22 protein-coding genes are annotated in these 15,862 nt (G+C 59.9%); 9 read left to right on the top strand and 13 right to left on the bottom strand.

Annotated features, from left to right (window positions below; genetic code table 11):
- The first annotated feature begins 48 nt into the window (after positions 1-48).
- The 3 genes from KF814_02830 (at position 49) to KF814_02820 (ending at position 2,302) form a co-directional block, all read left to right on the top strand.
- Positions 49-1,725: an ABC transporter ATP-binding protein gene (locus KF814_02830; protein MBX3235063.1), complete on the top strand. Its 1,677-nt coding sequence runs from the start codon at positions 49-51 to the stop codon at positions 1,723-1,725.
- Positions 1,726-1,855: 130 nt separating this feature from the next.
- Entirely contained in the window at positions 1,856-2,050 is a 195-nt protein-coding gene (locus KF814_02825) for a hypothetical protein (protein ID MBX3235062.1), read from the top strand.
- 42 nt (positions 2,051-2,092) lie between these two features.
- On the top strand, positions 2,093-2,302 hold the full coding sequence (locus KF814_02820) for a hypothetical protein (GenBank protein MBX3235061.1): 210 nt from the start codon (positions 2,093-2,095) through the stop codon (positions 2,300-2,302).
- Positions 2,303-2,406: 104 nt separating this feature from the next.
- Here the strand turns inward: KF814_02820 and KF814_02815 are convergent, their stop codons facing one another.
- The 9 genes from KF814_02815 to thiS all read right to left on the bottom strand — a co-directional run bounded on the left by KF814_02815 (position 2,407) and on the right by thiS (position 8,115).
- Positions 2,407-2,742: a hypothetical protein gene (locus tag KF814_02815; protein ID MBX3235060.1), complete on the bottom strand. Its 336-nt coding sequence runs from the start codon at positions 2,740-2,742 to the stop codon at positions 2,407-2,409.
- 81 nt (positions 2,743-2,823) lie between these two features.
- The gene (locus KF814_02810; protein MBX3235059.1) at positions 2,824-3,333 is read right to left on the bottom strand and encodes a M67 family metallopeptidase; all 510 of its coding nucleotides are present in this window, start codon (positions 3,331-3,333) and stop codon (positions 2,824-2,826) included.
- 1 nt (position 3,334) lies between these two features.
- The gene (gene moeB, locus KF814_02805) at positions 3,335-4,138 is read right to left on the bottom strand and encodes a molybdopterin-synthase adenylyltransferase MoeB (protein MBX3235058.1); all 804 of its coding nucleotides are present in this window, start codon (positions 4,136-4,138) and stop codon (positions 3,335-3,337) included.
- A 71-nt stretch (positions 4,139-4,209) separates the two neighbouring features.
- Positions 4,210-4,449, bottom strand: a complete 240-nt coding sequence (locus KF814_02800; GenBank protein MBX3235057.1) for an NIL domain-containing protein — start codon at positions 4,447-4,449, stop codon at positions 4,210-4,212.
- A gap of 2 nt (positions 4,450-4,451) precedes the next feature.
- Positions 4,452-4,724, bottom strand: a complete 273-nt coding sequence (locus KF814_02795) for a MoaD/ThiS family protein (protein MBX3235056.1) — start codon at positions 4,722-4,724, stop codon at positions 4,452-4,454.
- Positions 4,721-5,962 carry a threonine synthase gene (locus KF814_02790; GenBank protein MBX3235055.1) on the bottom strand — a complete coding sequence of 414 codons (1,242 nt, stop codon included), beginning with the start codon at positions 5,960-5,962 and terminating at the stop codon, positions 4,721-4,723. The genes KF814_02795 and KF814_02790 overlap by 4 nt, the downstream gene beginning before the upstream one ends.
- A gap of 30 nt (positions 5,963-5,992) precedes the next feature.
- A complete protein-coding gene (gene moeB / locus KF814_02785; GenBank protein ID MBX3235054.1) occupies positions 5,993-6,811 on the bottom strand; it encodes a molybdopterin-synthase adenylyltransferase MoeB in 819 nt (272 codons plus the stop codon).
- A gap of 177 nt (positions 6,812-6,988) precedes the next feature.
- Complete coding sequence (gene cysK, locus KF814_02780; GenBank protein ID MBX3235053.1) at positions 6,989-7,918, bottom strand: cysteine synthase A; 930 nt, start codon at positions 7,916-7,918, stop codon at positions 6,989-6,991.
- Positions 7,915-8,115: a sulfur carrier protein ThiS gene (gene thiS, locus KF814_02775; GenBank protein ID MBX3235052.1), complete on the bottom strand. Its 201-nt coding sequence runs from the start codon at positions 8,113-8,115 to the stop codon at positions 7,915-7,917. The genes cysK and thiS overlap by 4 nt, the downstream gene beginning before the upstream one ends.
- Before the next feature lie 191 nt (positions 8,116-8,306).
- Between thiS and KF814_02770 the strand changes: the two genes are divergently transcribed.
- The 5 genes from KF814_02770 to KF814_02750 are packed head-to-tail and all read left to right on the top strand — an operon-like array spanning position 8,307 to position 12,059.
- Complete coding sequence (locus tag KF814_02770; protein ID MBX3235051.1) at positions 8,307-8,684, top strand: hypothetical protein; 378 nt, start codon at positions 8,307-8,309, stop codon at positions 8,682-8,684.
- Complete coding sequence (locus tag KF814_02765) at positions 8,681-9,250, top strand: hypothetical protein (GenBank protein MBX3235050.1); 570 nt, start codon at positions 8,681-8,683, stop codon at positions 9,248-9,250. The genes KF814_02770 and KF814_02765 overlap by 4 nt, the downstream gene beginning before the upstream one ends.
- A gap of 8 nt (positions 9,251-9,258) precedes the next feature.
- A complete protein-coding gene (locus tag KF814_02760) occupies positions 9,259-10,527 on the top strand; it encodes an FAD-dependent monooxygenase (GenBank protein MBX3235049.1) in 1,269 nt (422 codons plus the stop codon).
- Between the two features lie 48 nt (positions 10,528-10,575).
- Positions 10,576-11,334 carry a hypothetical protein gene (locus tag KF814_02755; GenBank protein MBX3235048.1) on the top strand — a complete coding sequence of 253 codons (759 nt, stop codon included), beginning with the start codon at positions 10,576-10,578 and terminating at the stop codon, positions 11,332-11,334.
- Positions 11,331-12,059, top strand: coding sequence for a TPM domain-containing protein (locus KF814_02750; GenBank protein ID MBX3235047.1), 729 nt, complete (start codon positions 11,331-11,333; stop codon positions 12,057-12,059). The genes KF814_02755 and KF814_02750 overlap by 4 nt, the downstream gene beginning before the upstream one ends.
- Positions 12,060-12,329: 270 nt before the next feature.
- Here the strand turns inward: KF814_02750 and KF814_02745 are convergent, their stop codons facing one another.
- From KF814_02745 to KF814_02730, 4 genes are all read right to left on the bottom strand, one after another.
- Positions 12,330-12,887 (bottom strand): universal stress protein, encoded by a 558-nt coding sequence (locus KF814_02745; protein ID MBX3235046.1) that lies wholly within the window; start codon positions 12,885-12,887, stop codon positions 12,330-12,332.
- Positions 12,888-13,272: 385 nt separating this feature from the next.
- Entirely contained in the window at positions 13,273-13,872 is a 600-nt protein-coding gene (locus tag KF814_02740) for a hypothetical protein (GenBank protein ID MBX3235045.1), read from the bottom strand.
- A 292-nt stretch (positions 13,873-14,164) separates the two neighbouring features.
- On the bottom strand, positions 14,165-14,620 hold the full coding sequence (locus KF814_02735; GenBank protein ID MBX3235044.1) for a DUF5069 domain-containing protein: 456 nt from the start codon (positions 14,618-14,620) through the stop codon (positions 14,165-14,167).
- Positions 14,620-15,297, bottom strand: coding sequence for a DUF3386 domain-containing protein (locus KF814_02730; protein ID MBX3235043.1), 678 nt, complete (start codon positions 15,295-15,297; stop codon positions 14,620-14,622). Before KF814_02730 ends, KF814_02735 begins: the two co-directional genes overlap by 1 nt.
- A gap of 233 nt (positions 15,298-15,530) precedes the next feature.
- Between KF814_02730 and KF814_02725 the strand changes: the two genes are divergently transcribed.
- Complete coding sequence (locus KF814_02725; protein MBX3235042.1) at positions 15,531-15,842, top strand: hypothetical protein; 312 nt, start codon at positions 15,531-15,533, stop codon at positions 15,840-15,842.
- Positions 15,843-15,862: the final 20 nt, after the last annotated feature.

Here is a 15,862-nt window from a genome sequence, read left to right as displayed (position 1 = left end):
GTGAAATCTCTCCTCAGAGTCCTTTCCTATCTGAAGCCGTTCAAATGGCTGGCGGTGACGACCTTTGTCTGTGCCGCGGTGGCCACGGCGTTGGAACTCGTTCCGCCCTACCTGATCAAGATCGTCATCGACGATGTCATCCAGGCCCGTCAGTCTGATCTGTTGACGGCGGTCCTCGGCGCGCTGCTGCTGTCCTACGTGTTGCGAAACGTCGCCAGTTTCATGCGCGTGCGCTTCAACAACAAGCTGGAGCAACAGGCCGTGCATTCGTTGCGGATGCAGGTGTTCACTGCATTGCAGCGGCTGTCGTTGAGCTATTTTGAGAATCGGTCCACGGGTGAAATCATGACCCGGGTAACCAGCGACACGGAGCATGTCGAGCGGATTTTTGTGGACGGGCTCGAAGGGCTGCTGACCGCCTCGCTCACGCTGGTCGGCATCACCGTGATGCTCTTCACGCTCAATTGGAAGCTGGCCCTGCTGTCCCTCGTGCCGATCCCGATCCTGATCGTGTCTGCCGTGTGGTTCACACGCCGGGTGCACGGGTACTATTACAACACGAGAAAGAGCGTGGCGGAGCTCAATGCCTATCTGCAGGATGCATTGTCCGGGATCAAGGAAACGATCGGCTTCAGTCAGCATGAGTATGAGCGTCGTCGATTCGAGAAACTGAGCGAGGCCTACAGCCAGAACAGCCTGAAGGCGATGTATCTGTGGTCGTGGTATTGGCCTGGGATGGTCTTCGTCGGCAGCAGCGGGACTGTCCTGATCCTCTGGTACGGTGCCCAAGAGGTCATGGCCGGCCGTTTGACGGTCGGGCAGTTGGTCATGTTTTTGTCCTACCTGACGCTGTTCTATACGCCGGTGAATGAGATCCACTCGCTCAACCACATGTTGCAGCATGCCTTGGCGGCGAGCGAACGGGTGTTTGAAATTTTGGACGCGAAGCCGGAGGTCCAGGATCGCCCTGGCGTGCTTGCTCCCGTCCAACGTCTGAGGGGTCGGGTCGAGTACCGCGACGTCGCATTCGGGTATCGGCACGAAGGCACCGTATTGTCCCACGTCAACCTGCATGTCGAAGCCGGACAGCGGATTGCCTTGGTCGGTCCGAGCGGCGCGGGGAAGACGTCGCTGTTGAAACTCTTGGTGCGTTTTTACGACGTGCGGAGCGGCGCGGTCTTGATCGACGGCTATGATGTGCGGGACATGCCTCTGGGGTTCCTGCGAAGCCAGATCGGGTTGGTGCAGCAGGAGCCGTTTCTGTTCAACGGGACGGTGCGCGAGAATATTCTCTACAGCGACTTGACCGCGAGCCATGAGCGGGTCGAAGCGGCGGCCAGGGCGGCGCGGGCCCACGATTTTATTTCCGCTCTCCCGGACGGCTATGATACCTGGATCGGCGAGCGCGGCGTGAAGTTGTCCGTCGGCCAGAAACAACGGGTGTCGATTGCCCGCGTGCTGCTCAAAGATCCGCCGATCGTGATCTTCGATGAAGCGACGTCGAATATCGATACGGAAACCGAGGTGAAGATCCGCGAGGCGCTCAACGATCTGACGAAAGGCCGGACGACGTTCATCATCGCGCATCGCCTGGCGACCCTGCACGACGTGGATCGCATCGTCGTGGTCGAGCGGGGAATGATCGTCGAGGAAGGCGTACACGAGGATCTCATTCGACGCGGGGGCGTCTATGCCGCGCTCTACGAGGCACAGTTTCAAATTTGACGCGTCTTTCGTGAAGCGACGTGTCGTGACTGGGATTTGGATTCGAGATACGAAATGCGCTTCACGAGATACTCTTCGTGCAACGTGGCATGAATGTCTTTCGTGAATGAAGCTAGGAAGAGGGATAACGATGGTTCTGGTCTACGAACACGATCCGTTGGATACCGAGGATGCACGGGGGCGGTTTTATCATGTGTGCCGGGGGCGTCTTGTGCGGACGGAATTATCGATCCCCCCGGCCGAGCAGCCCTATGAATGTGCTGAATGTGGAATCGACCTGGAGCAGGAAGATTTCTGGGTGGCAAGACAAAAAGGGTCGGTGTAGCGCGCAGGCGCACGCCGTGATCATATAAAGGAGAGGCCGGTCATGGGAGGAAGTGCGGGACGAAAAACGGTCGGGGTCCAGCGCGGATTGATGATGCTCTGCGACGTCTGCTACGACCAGGTGATCGCAGAGAAGCTGGTCGATGGTCGGAACTTCGTCTCCGACCACGAGGCGTTGTTCGATACGATCTGCATGGGTTGTACCGACATCAACCGTCCGCTGGTCGACGACATGCTCGGCAGCTCCGAGTAACGTCCGAGGTGGTGATCCGGTGGATCGTTAATTGGAGCAACGTCCAATGAGCAAACGGCAGGTCGCTAACTCACCAGATCACGAACTCACCAACTGCGTTCAGCCTATTTGCAGACTTTTCCGTCAAAGTGCAGGCAGGTCGATTCTCCCGACTTGACCTTCCAGCTCTTCAGTACCGGCGGTTGTCCTTCCGTCACTTCTACCACGAAATCGGCTAATCCGGAGATCGGAAGCTTGTCCATGTGCGGCCTCGCCGCTTCCGGAACTTCAATCCAAAAGACCGAGCCGGAGGTGGAAATGAGGATGCGGCTGTTTTCCTTGTCCACATGGATCACCGGGCTGTAAAAGCTCTTCTCCACGGCATTCGCAGCCGGCGGCGTCGCCAGGCCCGCGCCGAAATAGATCGCAATAAGTGCAATGAAGAGCGGCAGATGACGCATGGCAAACCCCCTCCCGTCAAAAAAGAAAGGGCAATTATGGCATCGTCCCCTGGGGATTGGTAGAGGAGAATTGCGTCGACGTCAGATGATCCGCAGGTCTGTGATGCTGACGGTTCCGCCCTTGATCCAGTAGGTGCGCAGATCGGGCGCTGCGTGCATGAGCGAGACGATCGTGTAGGCCGGAATCGGAAGATTGATTTTGCCCCAGTAGTCTTCGTAATCCGTGGCGATCTTGATGTCGGTTACGGAAGGGCGGGCAGGGTCGTGCGGATGGGAGTGGTAGACGACCTGAAGCTGCAAGCCTCGCTTCCGCATGTCTTTTTGCGCCAGCGCGAGATCCCGCGCATCCATCACAAAGGCGATCTCGGCGCGCTCCTGGGGCGACAGCCGGGAGAGGTGCGAGAGCTTCGCGTCGTCGAAGCTCGCCAGTTGCGAGGCTCCTTCGAGCGCGACCACGTTCGTGATGCGGTAGAGGTCCGTGACCGTGCCGTCCTTGCCGGCAAGCAGGCCGCAGCACTCATACGGCGTCAGCTCGCGCGCGTGCGCGACGATCTCATCCAGGATTCGTTGGGGAATCGACAGGTCCGCCACGTCAGATCGTGCAGGTGACGGTATAGTCGCCACCGAGGCTGGTAATGGTCGGGGTCGAGCTGCAGAGGGGGCAGCGCGGATCCTTGGGGCGCGAGACTTTTCGGAATTTCATCTCCAGCGCATCGTAGATCAGGAGTTTGTCGGCGATCGTTTCGCCGATGCCGAGGATTTCCTTGATCGCTTCCGAGGCCTGCAAAATGCCCATCGTTCCCGCGAGGACGCCCAGCACGCCGGCTTCCTGGCAGCTCGGCACGAGGCCGGCCGGCGGAGGCTCCGGGTACAAGCAGCGATAGCAGGGGTAGCCAGCATGGGGCTTGATTGTCGTGAGCTGCCCTTCGAAACGAAACATGCTCGCAGACACGAGTGTTTTCTTCGCGAAGAAGCAGGCATCGTTGACGAGGAAGCGGGTCGAAAAGTTATCCGATCCGTCGAGCACGACGTCGAATTTCGAAACCAAATCAAGAATGTTGTCGCTGTCGACGTTCATCTGGAAGGTCTTCACGTCCACGTCGGGATTGATGGCGGTGATCGTCTTGCGGCCTGATTCCACCTTCGGCTGGCCAAGGGTCGCGGTCGAATGGAGAATCTGCCGTTGGAGGTTGGACAGGTCCACGACGTCGCCGTCGACGAGGCCGATGGTGCCGATGCCGGCTGCCGCCAGATAAAGCGCGGCCGGAGATCCCAGACCTCCTGCGCCGATGAGCAGGACTTTGGCCTTGGCCAGCTTCATCTGGCCCTTGCCGCCGACTTCGCTCAAGATGATATGCCGGCTATAACGCTGTATTTGCGTATCGGTAAATTCCATGTCGTTGGTCTCTCGTCGCGAAGCGGAACGTCGAATGCGGGACAGCCTCCATGAGGTGCGATCGGCGTGAGTTACTCCACCACGTTGAGTTCGATGGGGTCGACGACGCAGCCCTTGGCGCGGAATCCGTCGATCGCGCGCTCGATTTCCGCCGTGTCGCCCGTGAGTTCAAGGTCCATCCAGCCGGTCGTCTCGCGCACGTCCGCCCGGCGCACGTTTGTGACGACTTTGAACTCATGGCCGATCTGGTAAATGATCGGTTCTTTGATCTTGGTTTCCGGAAAACGAATGTGAAAACGCAGGCTCGTCATGATTAGCCTCCGGCGATGGCTGGGACGATGGACACTTCGTCGCCGTCTTTCAACGAGGTCTCCTTTCCGTTCAGGAAACGGATGTCCTCTTCGTTGACGTAGATGTTGACGAAGCGGCGCAGGTCGCCCTTTTCGTCGCAAAGCCGGCTCTTGAGGCCGGGATAGGTTGCGTCCAGCGTGCCGATCATATCGTCGATGCTGCCTGCAGGGGCTTCGACTTCTCCCTGGCCCTTGGTCAGGGTCCGCAGGGGAGTCGGAATGCGTACTTTAATCATGCGTCACCACCACCGTTCTTTCCCATTTTGAAGGTATTTTGGAAGCTGAGCAGGCTCGGCTGAATGCGGTAAGGACGTCCCACGGCATCCACCACGGCTTCCTGCGTCTTGAGCCCGTTGCCTGTGATATAGGCGACCGTCACGTCGCTTTTCTTGATGATCCCTTTTTTGACCAACTTGCGCAGCACGCCGATCGTCACGCCGCCGGCCGTTTCCGCGAAGATGCCTTCGGTCTGAGCCAACAGCTTGATGCCCTCGACCACTTCCTCGTCGGTCACCGCTTCCATGGCGCCCTTGCTTTCGGCTGTGGCCTTCAAGGCGTAGTAACCGTCGGCCGGGTTGCCGATGGCCAGCGACTTGGCGATGGTCTTGGGCTTGACCGGCTTGAAGAAGTCTCTGCCCGCCAGGAACGCCGTGGCAATCGGAGAGCAGCCTTCCGCCTGGGCGCCGTTGACTTTGGTCCGGACCTCGTCCACCAGGCCGAGGGCGTGCATTTCGTTCAAGCCCTTCCAAATCTTGGTGAGGAGCGAGCCGGACGCCATCGGGATGACGGCCTGATCCGGCGTGCGCCACCCGAGCTGTTCCACCGTCTCGAACGCCAAGGTCTTGGACCCTTCCGCATAGTAGGGACGAATGTTGATGTTGACGAAGGCCCATCCGTGCTCGGCGGCAATTTCGCTGCAGAGCCGGTTGACGTCGTCGTAGTTGCCTTCCACTTCCACCACGTTCGGCTTGTAGATCAGGTTGCCGAGCACCTTGGCGGCTTCGAGGTCCGCGGGAATGAACACGTAGCACTTCATGCCGGCCGCCGCTGCATGCGCGGCCACCGAATTGGCCAGGTTGCCGGTCGAGGCACAGGCGACCGTTTCAAAGCCCAACTCGCGGGCCCGTGTCAGCGCGACCGAGACGACGCGATCTTTGAACGAAAGGGTCGGGTGGTTGACCGTGTCGTTCTTGATGTAGAGCTCGTCGATGCCGAGGAACGCACCCAGGTTCTTGGCGCGGACCATCGGGGTCAGTCCCGCATGAGGGCCGATGAGCGCGGTTCCCTCGACCGGGAGCAGGTCGATGTAGCGCCACATGCTTTGCGGGCCCTGTTCGATCTTCTTGCGCGAGACGACCCCCTTGATCTCGTCGTAGTTGTACTTCACCTCGAGGGGGCCGAAGCACATCTCGCAGACGTGAATGGCTTTCGCCGGGTATTCTTTTCCGCACTCGCGACAGACCAGCGCTTTCATCTTTGCCATGGAGACACCTTCGCTACAAAGTTACTGTTGGCCCGGCAACGCACAGGACGGTCCGACATTGCCGTCCTCGAACAATTCGGTGATCGTGGGATGCTCGCCGCAGAGCGGGCAATCCGGGTTCCGTTTGATGCGGATCTCGCGAAATTGGGTTCGTCTGGCGTCGAAGTCGAGCAGTCGATCCGTCAGCGGACGGCCCAGTCCCAGAATCAGCTTGAGCGCTTCGGTGGCCTGGATCGTGCCGACAATGCCGGCCAGCACGCCGATGACCCCGGCTTCCTGACAGGAGGCGACCAAGCCCTCGGGCGGCGGTTTCTTGAAGACGCATCGATAGCAGGCGGACTTCTTCGGAATGATCGTCGTGACCCGCCCATCGAACCGGAGGATACCGCCGTGAATCAGCGGCTTGCCGGCGAAGTAACAGGCGTCGTTGATCAGAAACTTGGTCGGGAAATTGTCGACGCCGTCGATGATGACGTCGTACTCGCCGAAAATCTTCAGCGCGTTCCCCGCATTCAGGCGCTCCTCGTACATCAAGACATTCACGTCCGGATTGAGGGCCTGGATCTTTTCCTTGCCCGACAGGACCTTGGGGCGTCCCACGTCGGAGGTGTGGTGAAGGACCTGCCGCTGGAGGTTCGTGAGGTCGACGACATCGCTGTCGATCAAGCCGATGGTGCCGAGACCGGCGGCCGCCAAATAGAGCGCGGCGGGCGAGCCCAGTCCTCCGGCCCCCACGAGCAATACCTTACCCTTGGCGATCTTCTTTTGTCCTTTCCCGCCTACCTCGGGCAGGAGAATGTGCCGGCTGTAGCGGGTAATCTGTGATTCTGTAAATTCCATGATCGTCGGGAAGCTTCTTCTCAGCTCGACGAGATCCTCAACGCACTCCGGAGGGTACGCTTCCGGTCTCTTCTCGCCTGCGGCCTTGCTGGAAGGCCATTTTGAGCATCCATTCCTCTATACGGTGAATAGGCCTCGGCGAGCTACCGAGAGCTTGCCCGCTGACGGCTTCTGTTCTCAAATGTTGAAGTACTTTTCGATGCTGATATAGCGCTCGCCTGTGTCGCAGAGAATGGTCACGACGTTCTTGCCCGGGCCGAGTTCCTCCGCCACTTTCTGGGCGGCGAAGACATTGGCGCCTGCCGAAATCCCGACCAAGAGGCCTTCCTTCTTCGCCAGCAACTTGGCCGTTTGATAGGCTTCGTCGTCGGTCACCGTGATAACGCGGTCGAGCAGCTTGCGGTTCAGGACTTTCGGGACGAATCCCGCTCCGATGCCTTGAATCTTGTGCGGTCCCGGATCGCCGCCGGACAATACCGGGGAGCCGGCCGGTTCCACGGCAATGACCTTCGCCGCCGGATTCCGTTCCTTGATCACCTCGCCGCAGCCGGTGATGGTGCCGCCTGTTCCCACGGCCGCCACGAAGGCATCGACCTTTCCATCCAATGCGTCCAGTATTTCCGGCGCCGTCGTCATCCGGTGCATGGCCGGATTGGCGGGGTTGGAAAACTGGTCCGGCATGAAATAGGACGGGTTTTGCGCGATGATCGCCTCGGCTTCCTTGATCGAGCCCTTCATGCCTTCCCAGGCGGCGGTCAACACCAGTTGGGCTCCGTAGGAAGACAGGAGGCTTGCGCGCTCCATGCTCATGCTCTCGGGCATGACCAGGATCAATTTGTATCCACGCACCGCGGCGACGAGGGCCAGCCCGATCCCGGTGTTTCCACTGGTCGGCTCGACGATCGTGCCGCCCGGTTTCAGTTTCCCCTGTCGCTCCGCCTCATTGATCATGTTGAGGCAGATACGGTCTTTGATGCTCCCGCCGGGATTGAACGACTCGACCTTGGCGTAAATCGTCGCGGCTCCCGGCTTGGATAGGCGATTCAGTCGCACCAACGGCGTGTTGCCGATGAGCTGAGTGATTTCTTTATGCGCGCTTGCGGTCACCGACCACCGCCCATATAGAACAGGAACTCGACTTGATCGCCGTCTTTCAGCTGGGTGCTTTCCAGGTGGGTTCGCTCCAGCATCTTGTCGTTGACCTCGACCGCCACCATCTGGGGTTCGATGTTCTTGGCTTTGAGGAGATCGAGGACGCTGCCCCCTGCGATCTGCTCGGACTTTCCATTGATCATGACCTGCATGCCCGCTCCTCGGAAGGTAAGAGTCTAAAGAATTTCAAGAAGTTAGCAAACGGGTTCGCATCTTGTCAAGGTAACGACCATCCCCTCGGGCCTTCCGGTGTGTGCGCTGACCGGCGGGTCCCGACCCGGGGCCGCTTTCTTGACTTTCGATAGCGCTAGCTTACAGTATGCGCCGGTCTGGAGGGTAGGGTATGTGGAAGAAAAATTTCTTATTTCGGGCCCACGAGGCCATGCCGCTTAAGGAATCGGAGAACGAGCTCTTTCACGACACGGAACCGGCGCTCGACAGCGCCGGATTGCAGCTTGAGAAATTTCTCTCAGTTTGGGTGCAGGGGGAGGGTGAAGACGAGAAGCCGTCCATGTACACCAATATGTATGTCCGGACGGCGACGCTGGACTTCAGGACGCGGGCCGGGTTTCTCCAGCCGCTGCAGGGACGGTCGCACCAGATCAAGCAGATGCTGACCCCCGATCAGAAAACCTTCCTTCGGACCTGGCTTTCCCAGACTTCGCCGGAAGCCTGGAACGAATCGGACGACCATTTCCGGACTCTCTTTGACCTCGAGTGATTCCGCGATCGCGCTCCAGGCACAACGTTCGTGCGCTCTCTCGCTGTGTGGTCCTTGCGCTCGCCTTCGCGTTATTCACTTCCGCGTCCGGCGGATTTGCCGCCACCATCGAAGTCCTCTATGCGCCGGAGGATTTACCGATCGAGCGGGTGGTGGGTCTGTATGGACATGCGAAACGCTACATCTATGTTGCGGTGTACGGCATGACCGCGCCTGCCGTGGTCAAGGCGCTCGTGGAGGCCAAGCACCGAGGCGTGGACGTTCGTGTCATTACCGACCGTGAGAGGATGAGCGATCCCAAGCAACAGGCTGCGGCGAAGGCCTTGCGTGCGGCGGGTGTGCCGATTCGCGTGAACCAGCATGACGGCTTGATGCATCTGAAACAGGTGGTGATCGACGATGAGGTCAACACCTCCGGCTCGGCCAACCACACTACCAGCGGCAATCGGTACAATGATGAACGGTTGGACGTCATCACGGACCGGGCCGTGACGGCCAAGGCGCGGGAGAAGTTCCTGGCCTTGTGGAACGACCGTGACCGATTCGTGCCTTGGACGGGAGAGTAGGCGACAGGATGGGACGCAGGGTGGAAACAGATGTGGCAATCGTCGGTGCCGGGGGCGGCGGGGCCGTCCTGGCGCTGATGCTGGCGCAGCAGGGAATCCGTTCACTCGTGATCGAGCAGGCCGCTGGGCCTCCGAAAGGGCTCAGGGGTGAGATTCTGCAGCCGAACGGGCAGCGGGTCTTGGACCGGCTTGGGTTGCTGCATCGCTTGCCTGCCAATGCCACGCGCATCGTGCGCAAATTCAATTTCTGCCGAACCGGCGGGGAGCGGCTCTGCACGGTGGACTATTCCGAGTTGCCCGCTCCCTATAACCAAGCGGTCGTGACTCTGCCGAACGTCGCGCATCATGCGATCCTTGAGGCGCTGGCCGAGGCGAACTCCGAGGGACTCTGGTACGACGCGCAGTTCACGGGCTTGCGGTTTGAGGGCGACAGGGTCGTCGGTCTCCACGCTGTTCGACAGGGGGAGCCGGTGGACATCTCCTCACGTCTCGTCGTTGGCGCGGACGGAGCCTTTTCGAAAGTACGCGAGGGGCTGAAGATCAACACGGACCTGCACCGTTATGCCGAGGGCTACCTCATCGCGTTGATGGATGCCGGAATGGAGTTCAACGAAGGCCGTTACCTGGTCGGCACGAAGTCGATTCTCGGCCTCTTCCCCGCAGCCGAAGGCAAGGCCTACGTGTTCTACATGATCCAAGCCGGGTCGTATGATGCGATCAAGGCCAGAGGGCTCGACGCGCTTCGAGACAGTTGGACGAGGATCGACCCTTCGATGGAACCCACCTTCAAGGGCCTCCTCGACTGGAGTCAAACCGGGTACATGCCCACCGGGCGGGTCAGGACCGAGCGGTGGGTGGCCAATGGGGCGCTCTTGATCGGTGATGCAGCCCATGCCATGAACCCCCACGCGTCGCAGGGGCGGATGCAGGCGATGGTGGATGCCCTGGTTGTGGCGGAGATGATTCCTGATTGGTTGAAACGAGGCGACTGCTCGGCCTCCGCGCTCTCTGCCTTTGAGTCCGCCCGGCGGCCCCATGTGACGATGCTTCAACAACTGGCCGATGAGCAGGTGTTCTTCTGGAATACGGGAAATCCGCTCCTGGCCTTTTTACGGGATCGCTCGTTCAAGACACTCGATCGCAATGCGCGGCTGCGGTATCGTGTGCTCTGCACCACGGCGGGGCTGCGTAACCGCCCGCCGTTTTCCTTGCTCGATCGCATGATGGTAGCGGGATTTCTTCCAGATCCCTGGGCTTCGGTGCGGTCCGCCGACTAACGGAGGAGAAGAATCGATGAGCCTGACGCAACGCGGGATGAGGTGGTCGTGACTCAACCTACTGCCTTGGACGTTCCGTCCGATACTCAAAGCCTACTGACTCGCTATGTGAAGGAGACGAGTGCGCTCCTGGGGACGGCCCTGGAAGGCATCGTGCTGTACGGCAGCGCCGTGCGAGGGGAATTTTTGCCCGGCCGCTCGAATCTCAACCTGTTGCTGTGCCTGGCCTCCTCCGATCGTGAGATCCTTAAACGCTATGCCAATGCGCAGCGTCGATGGAGTCGTGAACAGATCGTCGTGCCCTTGATGGTCACTGCCGACGAGATTCAAACGTCTTCCACGCTGTTCCCGCTCGAATACCTTGAGATTCAAGAACAGCATCGCGTGTTGTCGGGCCGAGACCCCTTTATCGGGCTCCACATCGACCGAAGCAATCTGGCCATCGAAGTCTTCCAGGGGGTTGCGGGTAATTTGGTGCGCGTACGCCAGCGATTTGTGGAAGGCGGCGCCACGGAAGAGGCGACCACCATGCTCCTGCCGTTCTCGCTTACGGGGCTTTTGCCCTGCCTCCGCGGATTGCAGCGTCTCGCCGGAGGAACCGTGATGTTCAATTCCGATGCGCTGATCGCGGACATCCAGCGAATGGCCGGATGCGAATTGCCGGGGATCATGGACGTGTTGAACCTCAAGCGGGGAAAGATTTCGCCGGGACCGGTGGAGGTGCCGCGGTTGTTTGAACGTTACGTGGCGGATCTCGAGAAACTTTTCCGGTACGTCTGCGCGAACGGGGGCGCGAAATCTCGATGATGCGTCGGCACCTGTCGGTTCTGATCTCGTTCTGCTGGGTCTTGTGCCTCGGCGCAGCGTCGTTGGCTGAGGCACGCGAGAAACCGCCCGCGTTGGAGCCGCTTGGATATGTCAGCGACCATGCCGGCGTCATTGACCAGGAGTGGCGCGAACGTATTCGATCGGTGTGCCAGGATCTGGAACGAAAGACCGGCGTCGAAATGGTGGTCGTGACGGTTCCGGCGTTGAAGCCGTACGGATCGGCCAACGATTTCGCGACGGACCTGTATCAGAAATGGGGCATCGGCAGCACGCAGGAAGAACATGGGGTGCTGATCCTGCTGTCGGTCCAGGAACGGCAGGCCGCTGTCACGATGGGGCGTCGGATGATTCCCGTCATGGGTGGGGATGTCGTCGGGAAGATCGGCCATGAGTATCTCGATCCTGCGATCAAGAACGGGCATTTCGGCGAGGGGCTCTACCGCACCGCCGTCGCGCTTGCATCGACCGCGCAAGAGATCCGTGTCGGGTCGCTACAAAGGGCGCATTTCCGCGGCTTGGGATTTTGGATTACGGTCACCACCGCCAGCGGCGCCCTCTGGTTTCTGTGGTGGCTCAGCCGACCGGACTTACGCCATCCCTTCGGACGCATCCGCAAAGGCGAATATTGGGGAACCGGTCAGGGTGGATTCGGCGGGAATTTCGGCGGCATGGGCGGAGGGATGGGGGGCGAAGGCTGGAAATAAAGATCAGTAGGCGGGTCCTGTCGTCGACCAGCCCTGTCGTGCTCACTCCACACATTTCCCAATGGGTCCCTTTCGTTGCGCGCACCAGGGCGCCCAGCTCGACGCCACCCGCCCTGTACCGTATCATAATCGCGTGTCAGAGGTTCGCTCGGTGTCCCCACAGGGACCAATGTTTCCGGCCTTTCTAGAGGGGCTGATAGCAAGCTTGGAAGGAGCAGTTGTCACGCGCGCCCTCGGAAGGTCATCGGTCGACGGGCCCACATCTGCTGCCTAGCCCACGATCCAGACTGCGGTTCCAGGCAACTCCCTCATCAGTCGATCGATCATCCCATAACCGAACAGACGCCTTCCGCTCCCGCGTGCGTAACGCGTCACGACCAGGGTGCCGTACTCCCCTCCATGGACTTCGTCGATAATGGTGTCGGCGACATCGCGTTCATGCCCAAGCTTGAGTGAGACTCGGTCGAGTGGGAAGCCGGTTTGTCCGAGTTCCTCAAGCGCCTTGATCAGAATCGGATACTCAAGTGCTTCCTCGGTCCGCACCCACTCCTCCTGGGCCTGCCGTAGCTGAGCGCTGAGCCGTGCCTCCGTGTCGGGATTTTCCGATCCTCCGTGTTCCATCAATTCCCGCGGCATGGGGTTGAGCACATGAAACAACGTGATGGTGACGTCTCGGATGTCCCGGAGCAGAAGGCCGACGTAGTGGAGGGTCTTGGCGGACTCGCTCGAGTCATCGACGACGATGAGCATGTGTTTTGCCGAGGACAGAGTGCCGGAGGCATGATGCGGTGTAAGTCTGGGCTGGTCGCCCGTCGTGATGGTCGTCATGGGGTCACCCTGCGTGCAGCAAGCCCTGCACGCCTCATCGAGATGTGGTGCTGTCGGTCTGGCGCTGCTTGCAATCGGGTGGGGGGGAGCGGGCATCCATGCCGACCCTCACTGCGAGGGGGTGGTCGCAAGCGGCGGCACAAATGCCTCCTGGGCGTCAGCCGACCGCAGCGATGGAAGCTTCAGCCTATGCTTCTGTGTCCGACAAATCAATGGAGGGTGATAGTAGGACTTCGCAAACGCCGCGTCCGGCAGGGATGGCGATCTGAATCTTGCTCAATAGGTGAGGGTGACGCGCAACGGTGCCCGTCGCGTTTGGACCGAGGCTCCCTGAGTTGGTTTGTGTCTACCTCAGGGAGCCTCATTGTCTAAAGTCCCGAAGCGGTTACGTTTTCGCGCTTCGACGGGCCTGTTTCCTTTTCCCGCCTCTGGTCACCAGAGACGTGGGTGAAAGCGGAGCAGCAACCCGATTTCTGACGAGATACGAGGATATCTCAGGAAAACGTTGCCCTGCGCCTCTGCCGGGATTGGTGTCCGCGTAGGACCCATTCGGATTATTTTTGAACAGCCACAGTTGCGCCACGCTCATGGGCGTGGCCGGGGTCGGTGTGCCGCTCCCACGAAACTGCATCATACCCTGGGTCTGGACGAGCACGGACCCTCTGGTGACAGAAGGATACAGAGCGACACCATTCATCATCTGGATCAGGGCTTCAATTGAGGCGTGATTGCTGGCCGGAAATGGCACCGTCTGGCCCAATCCGAATTTTGTAATGCCCGCGTGTTGCCAGAGTGTCGAAATCTCCGCACCAGTGGCGTATCGGAAACCATAGGTCGTCGTGTAGCCTCCGGACCCGCCCAGGATATCCAGATAGGACCGATCGGCGGTGGCGGTGAGGTTCAGCCACTCTAGATTTGTGTCGCTGTCGAAGGTGAGCAGTTGATCTCCGGATCCCGGCACGAGATTGACTTGAATCAATGCCATATGGAGGTCCTCCGTTGGTGGTGGTGAACTACCATGTGATGCCTGTCCAAGGCTGAAAGCGAAATGTGTGCCTGCTGCCTGCCACGCACGCAGGATCCAGGCTGAGTGATAGAGCGCACAAGCCGAATCCCTGGATCAATGGAGACGGTCTCAATCACGGGGAAGCAAAACTGATCGGAAGCGTTCTCGAGCAACTTCCCGTCGTCTGTATCTGAACAGTGACGAGATTGAATCTGATCGGATACTGCCGACGGGCGATGGGCGAGAAGAGATGAACCGCTGTCCAATCCTGCTACGTCGTGGCAGACCCCGTCGCAGCCTGGCGCCTGGGCACCGTGCGGCCTTCTTCGAGGTCTTGCAAGTCCGACCAGGCCGTGATGTCGGTTCGGGAAGGGTCCGCGGCATCCCGGTACTTCTTGAACTTGGCTGCGCTGTCCGGGGAACTGGGACCGCGGGTCAGGAGCTTCCGGTTCCATTCCTCGAGCTCGGCCGGGCTGTGCGGGGTGGCGGTTCGTCGAAACCACTTCGCCACCCCGGCATCGCTTGGGTCAGCCTTCACCGCCGCCGTAAACTGCTCCGCCGTAATGCCGGCATAGTCCAACAGCCGATCATCCATCGGGCAAGGATAGATATATTCGCCTTCGGTCCGGGCCAGGACGGCGCGGCATTTGTCGATCATGCGCGCGAGATGGACATAGCCCTCCAGCGTCACCTTCATGCTGCGGGGAAAGCCGGTGCGTAAGTCCATCAGGCCAGCAACTTATGGTTGGTGAAGGTTAAGGTGCGCACCTGCACCGCTCCGTTCTCAAAGGAGATGATCTGCCGGGTCGCGGGCAAATCGGATTTTCCAACTCGCACGTGCGCGTCGGTGAAGCTCTCTACGTTGCGCAGTTTCGCATCCTGCGGCGCAAAGTAGTACACGGTGTAGCGTGTCGTGAGGTGCTTCTGGTCCTGGGTCGTCATGCTGTCTTCCACATTGATCGTGAACGCGACGTGGGGCGTGACCCGATTGATCTGCGTGATGCGGTCGCCTTTGATCCGGTAGTGGGACGACATGCCGTCCCCGTGAATGTTGAGGCGCCGGCCGAGGGGATGCTCGCTGTCTTCGCCGAAGGTCAGCCGATGCCGGCCGTCCGCCTCGTCGAACTTGCGGGGCGCGCGATGGACTGCGATCATTCCAATCTGTTCCTCGGCCCACTTTTGCAGCGCCTGATCGGGCAGGGAAACCGTCACCTGCCGGGGGCCTTGTATGGCCACCGTACCGCTGACGGCGTTGCCATTGGTGTTGACGGTGAGATCGGCGGTGAACCCCTTGAAGTCAGGTTGCCAGCGGGCGGTCTGTTCAAAGGCCTGTCGTAGGCAGGCGCGGGCTTGAGGGTCGTCGGCCACGTCCGTGGCTTGGTCCTGTGTCGTATTGGCTTGCATGCATCGGCTCCTTTGGAAGGATAGGGTGAAAGTCTCGATTGATTATAGTGACGGGTTGGGTTGCTCCACAACCGGGGGGCGGCAGGAATAATCTGTAGTAATGGGTGGGCCGAATCTGTTAAACTACGGCGCCTTTCCTCCGATATTCGTCCGGGTTACGTGTTCAGGGCCAGTGGGTTGTAGAAAGGAGTGTTATGGAGCGGCGAGCCGCGTCTCACACAGAAGAAGAAGAAATGAATCAACGCCGACGGTTGCTGGGTTTGGCCCGAAAGGGCGATCCAAAGGCCATCGCCAAGTTGTTTGAGCTGTACCAGGTCCGTGTGCTCAGCGGGGACATGCTCAACAAGCTGAACAAATCTTACTACAAGGCGGTCGCAACCCAGCAGCAAAAGGGTGCCCAGCCACAGACCGGCAAGGGAGCGAAGCAGGCGAAAGCCGGTCATGGGGAAGTGAAAGGCTCACAGAAACCAGCCAAGGCCAAGCCGTCAAAATCCGCCGGCCGAAAGGGCTCGGCGCCAGCGGGGAAGAAACGGTCCAGCCACTGACCCTTCCGATCGAGAGCCTC

Source organism: Nitrospiraceae bacterium, from assembly GCA_019637075.1.
Lineage (GTDB): Bacteria > Nitrospirota > Nitrospiria > Nitrospirales > Nitrospiraceae > JAHBWI01.
Note: the sequence above shows the minus strand (reverse complement) of the source record. Positions and strands in the feature narration are given on the sequence as shown.